At 61.2% G+C, this 19254-nt stretch carries 14 protein-coding genes and 3 pseudogenes; 7 read left to right on the top strand and 10 right to left on the bottom strand.

Translation table 11 applies throughout. The features are described 5' to 3' along the window. The first annotated feature begins 95 nt into the window (after positions 1–95). Positions 96–827, top strand: a complete 732-nt coding sequence (locus D3D01_RS13365) for a creatininase family protein (protein ID WP_121512516.1) — start codon at positions 96–98, stop codon at positions 825–827. A 239-nt stretch (positions 828–1066) separates the two neighbouring features. Here the strand turns inward: D3D01_RS13365 and fdhF are convergent, their stop codons facing one another. Together fdhF and D3D01_RS13355 are read right to left on the bottom strand one after the other, a co-directional pair. Next, on the bottom strand, positions 1067–4378 hold the full coding sequence (gene fdhF / locus D3D01_RS13360) for a formate dehydrogenase subunit alpha (protein ID WP_121512515.1): 3312 nt from the start codon (positions 4376–4378) through the stop codon (positions 1067–1069). Next, complete coding sequence (locus D3D01_RS13355; RefSeq protein WP_121512658.1) at positions 4375–5898, bottom strand: NADH-ubiquinone oxidoreductase-F iron-sulfur binding region domain-containing protein; 1524 nt, start codon at positions 5896–5898, stop codon at positions 4375–4377. Before D3D01_RS13355 ends, fdhF begins: the two co-directional genes overlap by 4 nt. 166 nt (positions 5899–6064) lie before the next feature. Between D3D01_RS13355 and D3D01_RS13350 the strand changes: the two genes are divergently transcribed. Further along, entirely contained in the window at positions 6065–6334 is a 270-nt protein-coding gene (locus D3D01_RS13350; RefSeq protein ID WP_101351931.1) for a hypothetical protein, read from the top strand. Between the two features lie 21 nt (positions 6335–6355). Here the strand turns inward: D3D01_RS13350 and D3D01_RS13345 are convergent, their stop codons facing one another. Beyond that, positions 6356–6736, bottom strand: coding sequence for a Rid family detoxifying hydrolase (locus tag D3D01_RS13345; RefSeq protein ID WP_101351758.1), 381 nt, complete (start codon positions 6734–6736; stop codon positions 6356–6358). Between the two features lie 90 nt (positions 6737–6826). Continuing rightward, positions 6827–7237 carry an EamA family transporter gene (locus D3D01_RS13340; protein ID WP_121512657.1) on the bottom strand — a complete coding sequence of 137 codons (411 nt, stop codon included), beginning with the start codon at positions 7235–7237 and terminating at the stop codon, positions 6827–6829. 172 nt (positions 7238–7409) lie between these two features. Between D3D01_RS13340 and D3D01_RS13335 the strand changes: the two genes are divergently transcribed. Both D3D01_RS13335 and D3D01_RS13330 read left to right on the top strand, forming a co-directional pair. Further along, the gene (locus D3D01_RS13335; protein ID WP_121512514.1) at positions 7410–8654 is read left to right on the top strand and encodes an NAD-binding protein; all 1245 of its coding nucleotides are present in this window, start codon (positions 7410–7412) and stop codon (positions 8652–8654) included. A 102-nt stretch (positions 8655–8756) separates the two neighbouring features. Continuing rightward, positions 8757–10613, top strand: coding sequence for a BCCT family transporter (locus tag D3D01_RS13330; RefSeq protein WP_121512513.1), 1857 nt, complete (start codon positions 8757–8759; stop codon positions 10611–10613). Positions 10614–10633: 20 nt separating this feature from the next. Here D3D01_RS13330 and D3D01_RS13325 read toward each other — a convergent pair whose 3' ends face one another. Then, complete coding sequence (locus D3D01_RS13325) at positions 10634–11206, bottom strand: aminodeoxychorismate/anthranilate synthase component II (protein WP_101351762.1); 573 nt, start codon at positions 11204–11206, stop codon at positions 10634–10636. After that, the gene (pabB, locus tag D3D01_RS13320; protein ID WP_121512512.1) at positions 11203–12714 is read right to left on the bottom strand and encodes an aminodeoxychorismate synthase, component I; all 1512 of its coding nucleotides are present in this window, start codon (positions 12712–12714) and stop codon (positions 11203–11205) included. The genes D3D01_RS13325 and pabB overlap by 4 nt, the downstream gene beginning before the upstream one ends. Positions 12715–13028: 314 nt before the next feature. Here pabB and D3D01_RS13315 point away from each other — a divergent pair, with 314 nt between their 5' ends. Continuing rightward, positions 13029–13922 (top strand): bifunctional methylenetetrahydrofolate dehydrogenase/methenyltetrahydrofolate cyclohydrolase, encoded by an 894-nt coding sequence (locus D3D01_RS13315; protein WP_121512511.1) that lies wholly within the window; start codon positions 13029–13031, stop codon positions 13920–13922. Between the two features lie 36 nt (positions 13923–13958). Here D3D01_RS13315 and D3D01_RS13310 read toward each other — a convergent pair whose 3' ends face one another. Continuing rightward, entirely contained in the window at positions 13959–14159 is a 201-nt protein-coding gene (locus D3D01_RS13310; RefSeq protein WP_121512510.1) for a hypothetical protein, read from the bottom strand. A gap of 151 nt (positions 14160–14310) precedes the next feature. Here D3D01_RS13310 and epsC point away from each other — a divergent pair, with 151 nt between their 5' ends. Continuing rightward, positions 14311–15174, top strand: a complete 864-nt coding sequence (gene epsC / locus D3D01_RS13305; RefSeq protein ID WP_101351766.1) for a serine O-acetyltransferase EpsC — start codon at positions 14311–14313, stop codon at positions 15172–15174. Between the two features lie 190 nt (positions 15175–15364). On the opposite strand, the pseudogene D3D01_RS13300 reads toward epsC, so the two are convergent. The 3 genes and pseudogenes from D3D01_RS13300 to D3D01_RS13290 form a co-directional block, all read right to left on the bottom strand. Beyond that, positions 15365–16609: pseudogene (locus D3D01_RS13300) on the bottom strand (dicarboxylate/amino acid:cation symporter). 302 nt (positions 16610–16911) lie between these two features. Then, positions 16912–17205, bottom strand: a complete 294-nt coding sequence (locus tag D3D01_RS13295; RefSeq protein ID WP_121512509.1) for a HalOD1 output domain-containing protein — start codon at positions 17203–17205, stop codon at positions 16912–16914. A gap of 122 nt (positions 17206–17327) precedes the next feature. Continuing rightward, positions 17328–18179: pseudogene (locus D3D01_RS13290) on the bottom strand (IS5 family transposase). Positions 18180–18233: 54 nt separating this feature from the next. On the opposite strand from D3D01_RS13290, the pseudogene D3D01_RS13285 reads away from it, so the two are divergent. Further along, positions 18234–18848: pseudogene (locus D3D01_RS13285) on the top strand (IclR family transcriptional regulator); the annotation flags it as partial. Between the last annotated feature and the right edge of the window lie 406 nt (positions 18849–19254).

Here is a 19254-nt window from a genome sequence, read left to right as displayed (position 1 = left end):
TCAGGTGCGCTCCTGAATAGCGAGATCGCGCCAGAAACCACTGTAAAAGCCGCCGAGAGAACGGGCTTTATCTCGCCGCCTCCGGACATGTGACTATGAACCTACAGACGGAGACTTGGACTGACGTGGCGGACGTCGAGACGGACCTGGCGCTGCTTCCTGTCGGCAGTACGGAGCAACACGGGCCACACGCCCCGCTCGGGACGGACACGCTCGACGCCGAGGCGGTCGCCGAACGCGGTGCCGAGCGCTACGACGACCCCGTCGTTGTCGCACCAGCAGTCCCTGTCGGCGTCGCCGAAGAGCATCGGGCCTTTTCCGGGACGCTGTGGACCTCCGAGTCGACGTTTCGGTCCTACGTCCGTGACATCGTCCGGAGCCTCGCCAGCCACGGCTGGGACCACGTGGTGCTGGTCAACGGCCACGGCGGCAACATCGATGCATTGCGTGAAGTGTCGGGTCGGATAACCCGCCACGACGAGGCCTTCGCTGTCCCGTTCACGTGGTTCAACGCGGTCGGCGACCACAGCGCCGACATGGGCCACGGTGGACCGCTGGAAACTTCGCTGCTCCAGCACACGAACCCGGAGACTGTCCACGAGGATCGGCTGGACCAGGCCGCAGACGGCGGCAGCGACCGCTGGGGAGAGTGGCAAAGCGGCGTCAATCTCGCGTTCGATTCCGACGAGTTCACGGAGAACGGCGTCGTCGGCGACCCGCGCGAGGGGAGCGCCGAACGCGGGGAAACGCTGCTAGACCTGGCGACCAAGTCGCTCGTCGACCTCCTTGACGAAATCGCGGACCGACCTGTTGGACCGCGTGAGTAAGTGGTGAGGCAAAAGAAAATAAGCTCTGTTAAAGTAACACTATTTGGACACACATCAAAACATTCCTTGCTTATTTACTTAGCAAATATCGGTACTGGGTTTACTACAGTGCAAATAATATTTAAAAGAAAAATATAGAACCAAATACGGACTAAGTACTATTGTATTTGCCCACTTGTCTGTGGATATCGCAAAACCACGCACATCTCAATATGTTGGCTGCAAGCAGCCGCGCCGCCTCAGTCGTCGCCAGCGCCTCGCTTCCGGACCTGTTTTCCGCCGGCATCTGGCGTCCGAAGCACCGTCTCGTCCGTCTCCGGCCCCAGCACTTCCACCCGCACGCTCGACACTTTGTACTCGGGGATGCCGGCGGTCGGGTCGAACGTCTCCCCGGTGAGCTTGTTGACCGCCCCCGCCGCGAAGTGCATCGGGATGAACAGCGTCCCCGGGCCGACGCGCTCGGTGACCTGTGCCTTGACGACAATTTCGCCCCGTCGGGACTCCACGCGGACATACTCGCCGTCGGCGATGCCAAGCTTCTCGGCCGTGTCGGGATGCACTTCCACGAAGCTCTCACCGACGTGGCTCATCAGCCCTTCGACACGGCGGGTGATCTGGCCCGTGTGCCAGTGATACAGCACGCGCCCTGAGGTGAGCGTCAGCGGGTACTCCTCGTCGGGAATCTCGCCGGGGTGTCCGCCGTCGGCGGGAACGAAGCGGGCTTTCCCGTCCTCGAAGTTGAAGTTCCCCTCGTCGTAGTCGTAGAGGTACGGCGTCCCCTCGTGGTCCTCGTCCCAGCAGGGCCACTGCAGGCCGTGTTCCGCGCCGGATTCGAGGCGGTCGTACGTGACGCCGCCGTAGATGGGCACCAGCGAGTTGATTTCGTCCATGACCTCCCGCGGGTGGTCGTAGTCCCAGTCGTAGCCGAGCCGACGGGCCAGCGCCTGCGTGATCTCCCAGTCCTGGCGGGCTTCGCCCGGCGGCTCAGACGTGGGACGGACCCGCTGGATGCGCCGCTCCGTATTGGTGAACGTGCCGTGTTTCTCCGGTGAGGTGGCCGCCGGCAACACCACGTCGGCGTAGTCCGCCGTTTCGGTCATGAAGATGTCCTGGACGACGAGGAACTCCAGGTCTTCCAGCGCCTCGGCGGCGTGCTGGATGTCCGGTTCGGAGAGCGCGGGGTTCTCGCCGACGACGTACATCCCGCGGAGGTTCCCCGCGTGGGCCTCGGCGAGCATCTCCGGCACTTTCAGTCCGGGTTCCTCGGGCGGTCGCTCGCCCCACGCGTCGGCGAACTTCTCGCCGACCGCGTCGTCCGCCGGGTTCTGATACCCCGGGAGGCTTCCGGGCAGCGTCCCCATGTCGCCACCGCCGCCCTGGACGTTATTCTGGCCGCGGAATGGTGAGAGGCCGGCCCCGGGCTTGCCGACCTGACCCAGTACGAGTGCGAGGTCGGCCATCGCGATGAGGTTCTCCGTGCCGTGGCTCTGCTGGGTCATCCCCATCGCCCAGCCAAAAACGACCGTGTCGGCCTCGGCGAGCGTCTCGGCCGCCGAGGCGAGTTCGTCCGGCGGCACACCGGCCAGATCCTCGACTTTTTCGGGGGTGAAGGCCTGAACCTTCTCCTCGACTTCTTCGAAGTTCTTCGTGTTGCGTTCGATGAAGTCCTCGTCGTGGAGGTCGTGTTCGATGATGTACCGAATCAGACCGTTGAGCCAGGCCACGTCGTAGCCGGGGTTGGTTCGGGTGTACTGGTCTGCGTGCTCGGCGATGCCGATTTTCCGCGGGTCGAACACGACGAGGTCGGCCCCGTCGCGGACGTTCTGCTTGATTCGCGTGGCGAGCACCGGGTGTGACTCCGTGGTGTTGGAGCCGCTGATGAGGTAGGCGTCGGCCTCGCCGATATCCTCGTTGATGCGGTTGGTCATCGCGCCGTAGCCGAGCGTCTGCTGGAGCGCGGCGACTGTCGAGGAGTGACACAGCCGGGCGCAGTTGTCGATGTTCTTCGTGCCAAGCACTTGCCGGGCGAACTTCTGGACGAGATACGCCTCCTCGTTGCTGCCCTTCGAGGATGCCAGACAGCCCAGCGAGTCGATGCCGTGCTGGTCCTGAATCTCGGTGAAGCGCTCGGCCACGTAATCGAGCGCCTCGTCCCAGCTCGTCGGTTCGAGGTCGCCGTCGTCGTTGCGAACCAGCGGCTCGGTGACCCGCCGCTCGCTGTTGGCGAACTCGTGGCCGAACTTCCCTTTCACGCAGGTCGAGAAGTTGTTCGCGGGCGCGTCGTCGGGGTCCTCGACCGGGACGACCCCGAGCGAGTCGCCGTCCTTGCCCCACATCTCGAACCGGCAACCGACGGCACAGAACCCACAGGTGGTCTCTTCCTTGTCTATTTTCGAGAGGCGGTAATCGCTGACCGCGCTGGCGATGTCGAACAGGCGGCCCTCGGGCATCGTGTTCGCCGCGATGCTCTCGGCGGTGTGTTCGCCGGCGAGGAAGGCTTTTTTGCCGTAGTCCTTGGCGATGTCGCCGGCCCGGCGCTTGGCCGCCGACGCGAACCTGGCGAGGCCTTGCTTCCCCGTTGCCGCTCTCGGGTCGCCGGGCTCGAACCCGCGGTTGGGGGCGGTTGTGTCGTCGATGGTCTCGGCGTCCTCGTGTTCGATGACGGTCCCGATGGAGTTGCGCTGGGTGAAGCCCGGCAGCGGGAGCGTCGCCGCGCCGCCGATGCCCTTCTCGGTCAGCGAGCCGGTGGGACAGACCGTCGCGCAGTGGCCACAGGAGACACACTCGGAGTCGTGCATGGTTTCGGCGTCGGACTGGAAGCCGATACGGGTGTCCTCGCCGTGGCCCTCGATACGGAGGACGCCCTCGACCTGCACGTCGTTGCAGGCGTCGACACAGCGGTTACAGAGGATGCACTTGTTACGGTCGATCTGGATGAACGAGGAGGTGTCGTCGATGGGTTCGTACTGGTCGCGCTCGTCGAAGACGCCATACCGGGGGTGATCGACGCCCTCGCTGATGGCGGCGTCCTGCAGCTCACAGCGGCCGTTACCGTTGCAGGTGGTACACCGGAGGTTGTGGTTCGACAGCACGAGGTCGAGGTTGACGCTGCGGGCCTCCTCGGCGTCTGGAGTGTCCGTCGAGACGGTGAGGCCGTCTTCGGCGGGGAACGAACACGACGGGACGAGGCCGTGTTGCTCGGTCTCGACCATGCAGGTGCGACACTCGCTGCGCGGGCCGATTTCGTCGCTGCAGTCGCCGTCGCGGTCGTAGTAACACAGCGCCGGCACGTCCGCGTCGTCTTCGACGCCCTCGGCACCGGGGTCGACGCTGACGACCTCGTCGTCGAGGTCCTGTAAGGCGTCGATGATGGTCGAGCCGGGGTCGACAGTGACCGGCTCGCCGTCGACGGTGAGCGTCGTCGGCTCGTCCGCGTCGGTCCCCACGTCGGGGTCGTTGGCGGTTCCGGTCTCGAACTCGCGGGTGACTGGCGCCTCCGGCTGTGGGTCGTGTAGGTCGGGCACTCGTGGAATCGATCTGTCTGTGCTCATAGTTTCTCCGTGCAGGTGCCGCTGGGACAGCGGCCGTTCGTGTGGGCGCGGAACTCGGGTTCGAACTCGTCGATGGCGGTGGTCACCGGCCGCGGCGCGTATGCGCCGGTCTGGCAGTTGCTCGATTGCCGCATCACCCGGCCCAGTTCGCGTATTTTGTCGCTCTCGAAGGAACCATCGTACACGTCACGCAGGAGTTCAGCGAGCTGTTTTGTCCCCTCGCGACCGGGGACACACCGGCCGCTGTTCTCCGTTGACGCGAACCGGGCCCGCTTCCCGACCGTTTCGACAGTACATCGGTCGGTGTCGAACAGCTCGACGACGCCGTCGGTTCCGAGCCCGGCCGCCCGTAGCGACTGGGCAGTCGGCGGGACATCGAGGTTCCGGGTGATGCCACCGAGGACGCCGCCGACGCAGGCCATCTTGAACGAGCCGTCCATCTCGACTGCCTCGCGGGCCGCCGAGAGGCTGGCGCTGGACCCGAGTTCGACCGTCGCCGGTGCGGCCACGTCGCCGGTGACGGTCATGAGCCGCGTCCCGGGGTCCGCGGCGTCGGCGTCGAGGCCTCCGGGGTCGGCGACGGCCCGCTGGACCTGCGCGAACGTCCGCGGGGTGTGGACGACCGTTGGGCGGCCGTACAGCCCGTGTTTGGCTGGCGATGGCGGCTGGAGCCGCGGCTCGATGCGGTCGGCCCCTTCCAGCGCTTCGAGCGCCGCAGTCGGTTCGCCGGCGCGGAACTCGTCCGGGCCGGCCACCAGTTGCGGAACGACGGGCAGCGTGTCGGCGACCGCGTCTATGGCCTCTCTAAGGTCCGCTTGCAAGGCCGTCTGCGCTTCGTTTACGTAGATGACAGCGTCCTCGGCGGCTACGTGCTCGGCGACCGCCGCGATACCGTCGAGGACCGCCATTGGTGCGCCAGAGAGGAGGGTGCCGTCGCCCGTCGGGAGGCCGCTGGCGTCGTTGGCGTTGCAGACGACCACCGGGTCACCGTCGGCTGTGCTGGCTGTTTCCCACGTCTCGGCAATCGGTTCATCGGCGGCGGCGTCCCCGCGGCCTCGGCCCAGCAGCCCGGCTCCCGCTGCAGCGTCGGCGGTCTGCTCAGTCGAGACGAACGACCAGTCGGCCGGGTCCAGCGGGGCGACCCAGCCACAGGGCCCCAGCACGTCACGGCGGCCGACAGAGAGCGGCCCCCGCTCCGGGACGGGAAGCGACGTCGTATCGGGGTCGTGTTCGGTGACCGCGTCTGCGGCAGCTGTCGGTACTGTCCCCGCTTCCAGTTCATCGACGAGGTCGCGGACGGTCGCTGGCGACGGGTCGCCGTAGAAGGCTGTCTGCCCGTCACTCGTAATCATCACCAGCGGTGTGGCCGCTGTGATGCCCGTCGGCCCCGTCCTGACGACCGGGACCGAGTCCGCCGCCGCCCGTGCCGCGGAGCGAACCCGGTTCCCGCTCTGTGACTGGCTCTCCGTCGACACGCGGACGACGGTCGAATGGGCGAGGGCCGTGGTTTCCTGTGTCATACTCTGTTCGTCGTGCTGAACGACTAAAAACCCCGGCCGAGTGATCGGATACATTGGGATCGTTTCCCGCTTCAAAACATTACGTATCTCTTGACTGATGAGAGAGCGATGGTCAGTTCAGTCCGTCGAAATAATGAGGGAGCGGAACGGTGTCACAAGCGAAACCATGAACCCGCGATTCGAGGAAGTCAAGACGGAGGCGTCAGCCGCGATAACCGAATCCGACCTGCGCTCGGTGTACACAGGTATCATCCACGAGGACGGCCGCCACGAGTACTACTTCGGCAACGACACTGAGGAGGCCGCGGAACTCCGCGAGGCAGCGGCCATACAGCTCGGGATGTTGCTCCGCGTCCTTGCGGACCGCTCGGACAGCAGTGTCGACGAATTGACCGCGCTGGCTACTGAGCGGGCCGAGCAGATGGAGCTACGGTAAGATACGAACCGGCCCCCTTGGCTAGTCGGTGGTGGCGATAGCCTCGATTTCGACCGCTGCTCCCTTCGGGACCGCACCAACGCCGACGGCGCTCCGCGCTGGTGGGTCCGATTCGAAGAACTCGCTGTAGGCTTCATTGAATGCGTCGAAATCGTCGATGTCGTCGAGATAGACAGTGGTCTTGAGCACATCGTCGAGCGAGAGCCCGTCCGACTCCAGAATCGCCTCGACGTTGTGGAGACATTGCCGTGTCTGGTCGGCGACTGGTTCGTCGTCGAGCAGTTCGCCGTCTGTCGTTAGCGGGAGCTGTCCGGCGGTGATGAGGAGGTCGCCGTTCGACGTGGCCTGACTGTACGCGCCGACTGCGGCCGGTGCGTCGTCGGTGCTGATTGTTCGCTTCATACTCGGACAAACCTGCCCTCGTTGTATAAATCCCTGCCGTTGTAGGTCACGCTCACACAACGTTCTCGGGCGCTTACCAGTTGTGTCCCGTCATTGATTGATGACGATAATCGCGGTCAGCGCCAGCCCGATGCCCGCGGCTTTGGTCAGGGTCATCGATTCTCCGAAGGCGATGACGCCGATGACTGCAGCAGTGATGAAGTACATCCCGCCGATGGTAGAGACCACCGATGTCGATCCCACTGTTACGCCGACGAACGTCGAAACCACGCCGACGGCTGCCGCGACACCGGCTGCGCCGGCGAACAACAACCCTCGATTCGTGACGACGAGCGACGCGTCAGAGACCGCGACGTAGATGCCTGTGACGACTGTCGCGGCTGCATAGGAGACAAACGCCGCGGTTTCAGGGTCCATTGTGCTCGATGCGACGTTGCCAAACGCGATCCAGAACCCCCAGGCTATCATCGTCCCCAGTCCGAACAGGACGGCGGCGTTCATCTGTCCGACCTCCGCGTACGCCGGTTCCAACTCCGTTTACGTACTCCTGACGAACAGCGACACCTGGGACCGTACAATCGACGCATTGACACCATCGTACGGAGCCCATTGTCTTGAGTTCGGTGTCCACTCGCCGCGTGTTTTTTATGTCGACTCCGAGAACACTGTGACAATGGATAACGTCCCAGAAGACTCGTCGGACCGGACACTTGAGGACGTGTTCTATCCGGCCGACAGGGTTCCATTCGTCGAATGGGACGAGCTATCCGGTGCGAAGCCGACGGTCGTCCTGACCGGCATGGTTGCGCTCCTCGCGTTCGTGACCGGGCTTTCGAATCTCAGTCGGGCGTCGCTTGCGATGCATGGTCCGCTGAGCACAGTCGTCACCCTTCCGTTACCCGCCGTCCGGTTCGGCGGCGTGTTGTTCGCGTTCCTACTCGGCATCCTGACAGTCGGACTCCAGCGGCGCAAACGGCTTGCCTGGCGTGTGGCAGCTGTCGTGCTTCTCGGGCTGGTGTTCTTGCCGCTTGCCACGTTTCAGCCCACGGACATCCCCCTGCTGGTGATGACGCTGGTCACGTACCCGCTGTTACTCCGAAACCGACACCGGTTCGACCAGCCGCTCGACCTCTCGCCGATTCAGATTGCGTCGCTGTCAGCGATTTTCGGGGTCATTCTCTACGGAACTGTGGGCGCTTACGGGCTACGGGGCCAGTTTCTCGAACTCGACAGTTGGGGGGACGCCGTCTACTACGTCATCGTCACCATCGCGACGGTCGGCTACGGCGACATCACCCCCGTAACGGCGGAGGCACGGTGGTTCTCGCTCTCGATCATTCTGTTCGGGACCGGCGCGTTCACCGTCGCCGTGGGCGCGCTCATCGGGCCAGCTATCGAATCACGAATGGCGACAGCGTTCGGAGTCATGACCGCATCAGAACTCACACTCCTCGAGGACCACGTCGTGGTTCTCGGACACGGAGACGTTACGGCATCGCTGCTCAAGGAACTGGGCGACGAAACTGAGGTGGTCGTTGTTACGCCCGACGAGGACACGGTCGCGTCGCTGCAGGGCGAAGGTGTGAACCTGCTCACCGGCGACCCCACCGACGAGGCTGTTCTCAGAGATGCCCGCGTCGGAACTGCAAGTGGTGTTGTGGTGGGGAGCAACGACGACGCACGCGATGTACTGGCCGTCATCGCGACGAAGAACGTCAATCCGGACATCCGTACGGTCGCAGCGGCGACTGACCAGAAGCACGTCGAAAAGTTCCGCGCAGTCGGCGCTGACGAGGTTATCAATCCCCGTTCCATCGGCGGACGGCTTCTTGGACAGTCGGTGCTGGGCCGCGGGTCAACGGACTCGTTGCTGACCAGCATCGGGACCGACGACAGCGACCCTGCCAACTCCGAGTGACCCGGCCACCACTCCAGCGACGATAGTCTCGACCGGTACGGTCGACAGCTTCGACAGCGTTCTGGGATAGTAATATATGTTTTCGATACTGAATATCGAGGCATGGCCACCTCGGACGCAAGTGGCATTGCGGAGATAGTCGGCCGGCTACTGATCCCACTGTGTGCCGCGTCTGGGGCGCTCGTGCTTGCGGGCTTCTTTTTTCCGACGCTCGTCGGCGAAGCCGTGACCGGCCCGGTCTGGTTGACCGTCGCCCTCGTGTTTTTCACCTCGGGGCTGTGTTACATTGCGCTGCTCCCGTACTCCGAAGACACGACTGCGCCAGCCGCAGCCGATGTTTTCCTGCGTGTCCGACAGACCGACGTCCGGCAGGCTGTCCGGGGATTTCTCACCCAGCACGAACCAGCCATCCTCGCGTTCCCGGTGCTCGTGTTCGCCGCGTTCTTCGGGCTTCAGGTCGCATTCCCCGCACGGACGACAGGTGCTGTTGATGCTGCTGCGGCCACAGCCCTTCGCGGCGGCGGCCCACTGTTTCTCGCTGCCGTCTTTCTCTCCGTCTGTTACTGCCTGTTCCTGCTGTTGGGGCCTTGGGGCGATATCAAACTCGGCGGTCCAGAGACGGAGCCGAGTTACACCTATCCGACCTATTTCACGCTCGTGTTTACGGCCGGCATCGCGGCCGGACTGGTGTTCTGGGGGCCGACGGAGGCACTGTTTCACTTCAACCAACCGCCGCCGTACACCGGGGCCGCCGCCGGGTCGCAGGACGCTATCAACGGTGCGCTGGTGTACACCCTCTTTCACTGGGGCGTCTCGGCCTGGAGCGCGTACGCCGTCATCGGCGTTCCGATAGCGTACTTCGCGTTCACGCGAGGCGCGCCGCTCCGGGTCTCGACAGTCTTGGCACCGGTGCTGGGAACTGAGGGGCTGGATTCGGTCTGGACCAAACTGGTCGATACGCTGGCTGTCTTTGCCACTATCGGCGGCATCGCCACCTCCGTCGCACTCGTGAGCGAGCAGTTCCTCGCTGGCATCAATTACCAGTGGGGTGTGGCGGCCGGCGAGGTCGGACCGGTCCTGTTCGTCGGCGGACTGACGCTGATATTCGTCGTCTCCAGTGCGACCGGGATTCACCGCGGCATCCGTCGGATTGCCGGCCTCAACGTTGTCTTGTTCGGTCTGTTCACGCTCCTCATCGTCGCTGTGGGGCCACGGTCGTTCGTCCTCCAACGAGGGACACAGGCACTCGGCACCTACATCGTGGAGTTTGTTCCGCTGAGTCTCCACACCGGTGGAGCGTGGGTCGCGGAGTGGACTGTCTGGAACTGGTCGTGGTGGTTCTCCTGGGCTCCGTTCGCAGGGCTGTTCGTGGCCGCCCTCTCCCGCGGTCGACGGGTCAGGACTGTCGTGTTCACCAGCGTCGTCGCGACCTCGGTGGCGACGATGGTCTGGTTCCTGCTGCTCGGTGGCACATCCCTGTTCATCCAGCAAACGGGTCGGGCCGATATTCTCGCCGCTATCGCACAGCGCGGGGGTTCAGAAGCCGTCGCTGGATTCCCGCTGTTGTCCTCGCTGCCGCTGGGTCTGCTCCTGCTGTTTCTGTTTCTCGCGCTCATCATCGTGTTCATGGCCACATCAGCGGACACCTCGACACTCGTCGTCTCAGTACTGGCGACGCGACGGGGCGTGGCACCGTCAACGACGCATATCGTCTTCTGGGGGATTTTTCAGGGAGCGGTCGCCGTTTCGGTGTTGCTTCTCGGTGGCGCTGAGACGTTACAGGCGCTGGCTGTTCTAACCGGCGGTCCGTTCGCCGTCATTTCACTCGTGGCAGCCGGCGGGCTGACTGTGACCTGGCTTCGAGACGAGCGTGGCCACACGTCACTCCTCAGACGTGCCGTCAGGAAACTGCCTGATATTCAGACCCATCACGACGTGGACCCGCCCGAAGAGAAGTAGGCCCTACTCCCGCCGTGTGGTCACCCCTCAGCGATCCCCGTACAGAAGTTTTCAACCAGCTGTTTCCCCGCGTCGGTGAGGATACTTTCGGGGTGGAACTGAACGCCGATGTGTGGCTTCTCAGTGTGCTGGACGCCCATCACGACCCCCTGTTCGTCGTTAGTGTGAGCCGTCTCCTCGAGCGTATCCGGCAGCGCAGTAGTCTCGACGGCCAGCGAGTGATACCGCCCGACCTCGAACGGGTCGTCGACCCCGTCGTACAGCTCCGTCCCGTCGTGACGGACTTCGGAAGGTTTCCCGTGGACCACACTCGGTGCATGGCCGACGGGGGTTCCGTGGGCCGCACAGAGCGCCTGATGGCCAAGACAAACGCCTAGGGCCGGATACTCTGTCGCAGCGAAAACGTCGATTGACACGCCGGCCTCCGCTGGCGTCCCGGGACCGGGAGAGACGACGATTCCGTCCGGGTCGAGTTCGTGAATGCCGTCCACGTCGATAGCGTCGTTCCGGCGGACGGTTACCTCGTCGAACTCGCCGACGTACTGGACCAGATTGTAGGCGAACGAGTCGTAGTTATCTATGATGAGTATCATCGCATCTTCTCCATCGGCTCGGTCCCGGACTCGACCGCAAAGGACCCCTGCTCGCCCAGCGCTTCGTCGACGGCGGTGACGAGCGCCCGGGCCTTGTCCAGCGTTTCTTGATACTCCGCCTCCGGCTCCGAATCGTGGACGATGCCGCTCCCGACGCGGAGCCGGTACTCGCCGTCGTAATGGACCAGTGTCCTGATGGTGATGTTCAGTGTCGCGCGGTCGTCGAAGCCGAATACCCCAATACTGCCGGTGTATGGCCCCCGTCGAGTCTGTTCCACCTCATCGATAATCTCCATCGTCCGCGGCTTCGGCGCGCCGGTGATGGTTCCGCCGGGGAACACCGCAGCGACCGCGTCGGCGATACTTACGCTGTCGCGCAGTTCCCCTTCGATGAGAGACACGAGGTGCATCACCTCCGAATAGCGGTCGACGCGGCGGTACTCGGCGACGTCCACGGTTCCGTACTCGCTGACCTTCCCGAGGTCGTTGCGTTCGAGGTCGACCAACATCGCGTGTTCGGCCCGCTCCTTCTCGTCACTGCAGAGGTCCGCCTCGAGTTCCTCATCTTCAGCCGGCGTCGCGCCGCGAGGGCGCGTCCCTGCAATCGGCTCCGTGAGCAGCCGGTCGCCGTCGACGTCAAGCAACAGCTCCGGGCTGGCGCTGACGAGGTCGACTCCGGGGAATTCAAGCAGGGCCGAATACGGGGCCGGATTCACCCGGCGGACGGCGTCGAAGGTATTGACCGGGTGGACGGCCGCCGGGGCGGTCAGCCGGTGTGAGACGTTTGTCTGGAACGTGTCGCCGTCCCTGACGTACTGTTTTATCTGCCGGACGCGGTCCGCAAACGCCGCTTCGCCGCACTCGCTCTCGAACGTGGCCTGACTTGCCACAGTCGGCTGGGGCTGGACGTGCCCCTCGCCGTGAACGGCGGCCTCGGCCAGTTCGCGGACCAGCTCGCGGCCACGCTCGTACGCCGTCTCGGCCGACTCGTCGACGACGGGACAGGCCGTCAGGTACAGTTCGACCTCTCCGTCATGTGGCTCCTCCCACGCGGCGACACACTCGAAGACGCCCAACTGGAGCCGTGGGAGACCGTCTGATACAGTCGTCTCCGGGATATCTTCGAGCTCCCGTGCGACGTCGTACGACAGCCAGCCGAACGCGCCGCACGGATATGGAACCGTACAGTCGCCCCGCTCTAGGTGTTCGCGGTCGAGTAGCTCGTCGATGGCGTCGATGCTCGGACTGCTGCCGTCCTGTGCGGATGTCGCCTCTGCGGAGACCTCGATTTGCTCGACCGGGTCGACGCCGAAATACCCCCAGCCGGACTGCCCGCCGGTCGTCTCGAGATAGAACCCGTCTGTGGTCCCGCCGCGGGCGCGGCGATACGCCTCGAACGGATCGGTGACTGTGAGGCGAGCTTCGACCGGCACGCGAGCGCCGTCGGGGGCCCGTTCTGCAGTTTCGAGGAACGATTCTCTGTCGGTGCTGAACCGGATATCAGTCATAGTGCAGTTTCCTGAACGAGAGGCACATGCCTCCCGGTATGGTTGTCTAGACCAAGCATGGGTCAGGACAAAAACTTTCGGTCCCTCGCCCCTCCGCCCGATATGCTGTTGAATCGTCGACCGATTGTGGTTGCTCGCTGGACGAATAGCCGATGGTACTTCAACGGTTGGACTATTCCACATCACCCACTATACCCGCTGGGTTTGAGACGGATATCGAACGCTTGCCCGGTCTCCAATTGCTGACTGACAGCAGCGATTCACTCCCGAACACCTTTTCGGGAGATTCCGGGCTGAGAACGAACATAGCAATAATGACAACGATAATCGACGGTAACGAGATCGGCGACCAGATCACAGAGGGCGTGGCTGCGTGTACTGACACGCTCGTCAGCGAGGGCGTCACACCGGGGCTGGCGACTGTGCTGATGAGCGACGACGGCGCGAGTGAGACGTACGTCTCGATGAAACAACAGGCCTGCGAGGAGATCGGCATCGACGGGTTCCATTACGAAATCGGTCCGGACGAACCGGCTGAGACACTGTTTGCGACTATCGACGAACTAAACGCGGACTCAGCCGTCCACGGAATCCTCGTCCAGATGCCGGTCCCCGACCACGTGAACAAGCGTGACGTACTGGAGCGCATCGACCCGATGAAAGATGTCGACGGGTTCCACCCCGAAAATGTCGGCCGGCTCGTCGCAGGGAACGCACGATACAAGCCTTGCACGCCCCACGGAATACAGAAAATACTGGCCGAAACTGGCGTTGAGACGGCGGGGAAAGACGCTGTCGTCGTCGGCCGCTCAGACATCGTCGGCAAACCGATGGCGAACCTGCTCATCCAGTACGGACCGGGCGGCAACGCGACGACGACCGTGTGTCACTCACGGACCGACGCTCTCGCCGAAAAGACTCGCAACGCCGACATCGTGATCGCCGCCGCCGGCGTTCCAGAAATGATAGACGGAGCGATGCTCTCGGAGGGCACGACAGTCATCGATGTCGGTATCAATCGGGTTGATGCTGACACGGACAAGGGATACAAACTTGTCGGGGACGTAGACTTCGAGAGCGCCAAAGCGAAGGCGGACGCCATCACGCCGGTCCCCGGTGGGGTCGGCCCGCTCACCATTGCGATGTTGATGTACAATACAGTGAAAGCAGCTAGCCTCCAGTCCGGCGTCGATATTACACTCCCGTAGGACAGATGTCCATCTACAGGGTGTCTGCGTGGGCTGTTACACTGTCTCGACTTCGCCACATTCCGGGCACGTAATCAGGAGTTCACCGGCCGGGCTCTGCTCTCCTTCGATGACGTTGTGGCCACTGGCACACTGTTCGTGCATGTACACTTCGTGGCTGTCGTGCTCACGCAGCCAGATATGGCCTTCTTCGGGTGCTGATACGATGCCATGGCAGAAGTAGCACTCGCCGTTCATACAGAGTCGATGATAAGCCAGTATCAAATAGTTACCTCTCAGTCTGGGATTCTGGTTAGTTCTGGTGTTACTGCGCAAGCGAGAACACAACATGTATGAGAAAAGATAGCTGTTGTTTCAAAATTAAGGTGGTTCAGGGCAACAACTCGATATGGACTACTGTTACACGGGCGACGCGCACGAGAAACTGTTCGCAGCGTATCGGGCAGATGAAGACCCGTTCCCGACCCAGACACAGATGGAGTTCCCGCGACGGGAACACCGAAGGCCGGAAGTCGACATCCTCAAACGACTATTCTTCCCGACCTGCTGGAACGCCGCTGAACTGGTCCGGGACGAACTCGCCGTTCTGGACCGACTCGACACCCTGGGCGGTCTCTTCTTTGCCGGTATCAGACCGTACTCCGGATCGGACCCCGCTGAAACAGTCGATGCCGTCATCGAGCAACTCCCGGCGGTTCGCAGGCGACTCAAAAAAGACGTCGAGGCCGCGTTCAAAGGCGACCCGGCGGCGAAGACGTACATGGAGATAATCCGGTCCTATCCGGGCTTCATGGCGATACTCGTACAACGGGTCGCACATACTCTCTACGAGGCCGAGGCCTCCGAGTACGCTCGCGAACTCACCGAATACGCCAAGACTGAGACCGGCATCGACATCCACCCCGGCGCCGAGATCGGCGATCACTTCTTCATCGACCACGGAACCGGCGTCGTCATCGGTGAAACCACCACCGTGGGGGAGTGGGTCCGCCTCTATCAGGACGTGACGCTTGGCGCACTCCACTTCGAAGCAGACGAGAGCGACGAACACAGATTAAAGAAGGGATACAAACGACACCCGGACATCGGCGACCACGTCGTCATCGGCGCTGGCACGAAAGTACTGGGCGCTATTACTGTTGGTGACCACGTCAGCATCGGGGCGAACTCCTGGGTCACTGACGACGTTCCGGACGAGACGAAAGTGTACGTCACAGACCACCCGACGCAGGAACGGAAGCGAACAAAGTAAACTGCAACTGTTACGGCGTGGCTTCCGAGACTGCGGTGATACTACGAATCGGTCCGACAAACGCTTCTGAAATGCGTATCCGGCCCGAGCAACGCTCATACTGCTGTTGTCAGTCCAGTCGCGGGGCGTATAGATTAGAATAACAACTGTACCAGCATTAGGTTCTGTTTCACTCGCTCTCCCCGGAGCCCTAATCGTCGCCGGGAACGAACTCAGCGACGCCGCTCAGGTTTTGTGACCAGACGCCCTCACTACGGTCGAGTCCGTCGTTCCACTTCCCCACAACGGTCGAAACCGCGAGGTCGCCGGTGACGTTGTTCATCGTCGCAATCCGCCCCAGGATTGGGTCCACGCCCGCGACGAACCCAACGACCTCCAGCGGGAGGCCAACCTGTGTGAGAATTACAGTGAGCATGACAATGCCTGCTCCCGGAACGCCAGCGGTTCCGATACTGATGAGGACAGCCACTATCAAGACAAAGACCTGTTCAGTAAGTACCAGTGGCTGTCCGACGACGTTTGCAGCGAACATCACGGTGATTGCCTGTCGGATGGCGGCCCCATCCATATTCGCCGTTGCACCGACTGGAAGCGTAAACGAATACACCCGCTCGGCGATCTGCAGGTCTTCGTCCGCATTACGCATCGTGACAGGGAGCGTTCCACTCGACGACCGAGTTGCGAATGCGGTCACCATCGCGTCTCTTGCCCCGTTGAGGAACGCGATCGGGGAGACATCTGCGACCACGCCCATCAAGAAAACGAGATAGGTGAAGCCGATATGAATGACGATTGCGATTGTGACTGCCAACACGAGCTCGCCCAGCGAAAAAAACAGGCCGATGCCTTCAGTGCCGATTCCGGACGCCATCAGCGCGAATACGCCGAGTACGCCGAATTCGAGCACCCCTCGAACGATGACGAACATCGCTTCAGCACCCACTTCAAAGGCCTCGAACACTGAATCGACACGCTCTGCGAGCGCGTCTTACTGGGAGCGGACGTACGTCAGCGCGATTCCGAACACGATGACGAAGAAAACCGTCGCCAGCAAATTCCCCTCTGCGAGCGCCGCAACGGGATTGTTCGGCACGATACCGAGAATCACATCCAGCAGTGACGGTGGCGCTTTCGATTGCGCTTCACCGCCGCCGAACTCGACCCCACGGCCCGGCTGAAGCACGTTTGCAACCGCAAGGCCAATGATGCCTGCGAGGGTCGTCGTCAGGGCGTAGAGCGCGACTGTCGCACCACCAATCTTCCCAAGTTTCGCGGGGGAGAGCTGGCGAATGCCGGTCAGCAGTGTGAAGACGATAATCGGGATGACCAGCATATTGAGCAGCCACAGGAAGAGGTCGCCCACTGGTCTGACTACGGCCATCTGTTCCCCGAACGCGATACCGGCACCTGTTCCCACCACGAAAGCGACGAAGATCCGCTAGATGAGCGGGATGGATCGATACCGGCTCCACAGTGTCCGAGCGGATCGTATCATATCATACGGCAACGGGCGATCTTATAAAAACCCGTCAGCATCGCCAGTATGTGCAACCGGCTATGATGCGGTCTTCGCTTAGAACATTCCGTTTAGAGGCATGTTTATCGGCAAACGGCAAGTGCTACTGCTGAATCGCTGAAAAGATAGCAGAATACGGCCTTGTTGAAACCCTCAATCAGTGATAGGTTTCAGCAGTCTTGCTGAACACAGGGCGCATATCGGTCGTTTACTTTCTCATTCTACAAAGAGCGGGTCATAGAATCGTTCCGATGTGATTCGATCTTGATCTGAGGATTTCCATATCGGTCTGCGATAATCGTCACTGTTGCTCCATCAGCTTCGAACGTGAGCGTCATATTGAGATTGCGTTCTTGGAAGAGTCCGTCGAGTGCATCCGAATTGATATCTTCACTGATGACCCACTCCTGTTCGAGTACATCCTCGTCATGAGCCTTTGCAACCGCTGTTACGACCTCTGCACTGAGCGATTCGTTCTCTCGTGGCTCGTAGTAGAATTTCTTTGCATTTCCCATGAAATAATCTGGCCTCGAAGACTTATATCAATTATTACCAAAATATAATTTCATAGACCTGTAATCAATAGCCCAAGTTGACCGATACAACCTCTATATTCAGCAGTCCGTTCCTCTCGGAATCACAGACAGTTGCACTCTTCGTGTGAAATAGCGAGGCTTCGCTCCAGATTGTGAACGACACACTTGATGACGAGTTCACGGAACTGCTTCCACCACCGGCGCGACCGGACGAATGCGCCGAATTTCTGTTTGATCGCCGCGTTAACTGTCTCGTCCATATTCCGTCGATGGTAGAGATCGCTGTCAAGCCGTTCATTCCACGCCTTGTGGAGAGGTGTGAACTCACGGTGTTTGATCAACGGGCGAATATCGAGGTCATGGGCGAGTTGTCGGAGTTTCTAGTCGTCGTATCCCTTGTCGCCGGTCAAGACTGCGATAGAACCTGCGTTCCGTTTCACTACCTGCGGCGCAATCTGCGTATCGTGCTTTCGTGTCGTCGTCACGTGAATATCGAGAACAACGTTGCTCGCCGTATCGACCAACAGCGTCGTCTTCAGTTGCTGGATGGTGAGGTTTGTTCGCTTCGTGTAGTGAGTTGATGCATGCGCCCGCTCGAACCCCGAAGCATCGATGCCGGTGATACCGTTCAGCGGCGCGTCAGCGAGCGAGACGTTCAGTAACACTCGCCAGACGGCCATCTCCAAGCGGTCGAACGCCTTGCAGAGTGTCGAGGGTGCCGGAATCGAATCGAGATCGAGGGCATCACGGATGCGAGGCATCTCGATGAGTTCATCAACGAGGTCGCGGTATGTGGTCGTCTTCTTCACCTTGAGACAGAGCAAGACGACGTGCTGGCGGAGCGTGAACCGCTTGCGAGAATAGCGTGTCGAAAACCGTGTAACAGCACGGCGAGCCAGCACCATAGCTCGTTCAACGAACCGGAGAAGTCGTGACTTCGGCAGGGAATCCATCCTGTCTCAGACTACTCTTCCATCATGTTTGCCCGCAAGGGTTTCAACAAGGCCGTTGTTAAGGAGTCCGGGCAGTATCGTCGGTCGTTCCGCTTTCTGGAGCTCGGTGGCAGTGTTCGGCAGCGGCTGGATATTGGTCGACTGCTCCGTAATAAAGTCGAAGAACTCAGCAGAGAAACGGGTGAGATTGCTGGTGCCGGCATCGAGGAGAACGGCCAGCGGGTCATCCTCTACAGGAGTTCTGGCGGAAAGGCTGCGGGCGACGAAATCCCTATCGGGAACCACACAGAGATGCACTGGACATCGCTGGGCAAAGCCATTCTGGCGCATCTTCCGGTGGACAAACGAAACGAAATCGTTGCCGAACATGGGCTTCCGAGGGGGACTGATAACACGCTATCATCCCGGTCAGAGCTTGAAGCGGCGCTTGAGCAAATCCGCGACCAGGGCTATGCGATAGACGACGAGGAGCATCTCCGAGGTGTTCGAGGTGTCGCTGTACCAATATTCAACGACGAACAGGATGTTATGGTGTCCCTCGGTATTACTGGTCCCAGAGATAGATTCACGTCCAGATATATGGCAAACCTGCTGGAAATACTCAGATATACGAAAAACGAGATCGAAGTTCGAAGTCAATACTACGAGTACAGTACGATAGACGGATAGCCCGAAATACAATACTGCCTCGTTCAGTGATACAAACAAATACTTGGTAGCGATGCCCCCTCGGCGGCAACTTTATTCCTAAACCCGGCATAATAGATGCCTTCTCTGGTTTAATTCCTGAGTTCGCCCCAAAACCAATCGAAACTTCTCCAGATAATATTTCTCTCTCGAACTAAATGTGGGCAAATAACATAAATTACCACCGTGTGTACGCTGGCGGTATGCGGACCGTAGACTCATAATTCGCCGCGTTAGGTAACACTGCCTTGTCTCGATTAGTTCAAGTCGTATAGTTCAATACGCCCGTTCTCTCATCCGCACATAGTGAGTCTTCGTTGGTATTGCTCCTTCAGAGCAGGTCTTCCCGTGTTGCCCGAGAATCGCCTGCTAACTGTTCGCTATTCGA

The organism is Haloarcula sp. Atlit-7R, from assembly GCF_003666065.1.
Taxonomy (GTDB): domain Archaea; phylum Halobacteriota; class Halobacteria; order Halobacteriales; family Haloarculaceae; genus Haloarcula; species Haloarcula taiwanensis.
This window is presented reverse-complemented; position numbering and strand designations above follow the sequence as displayed.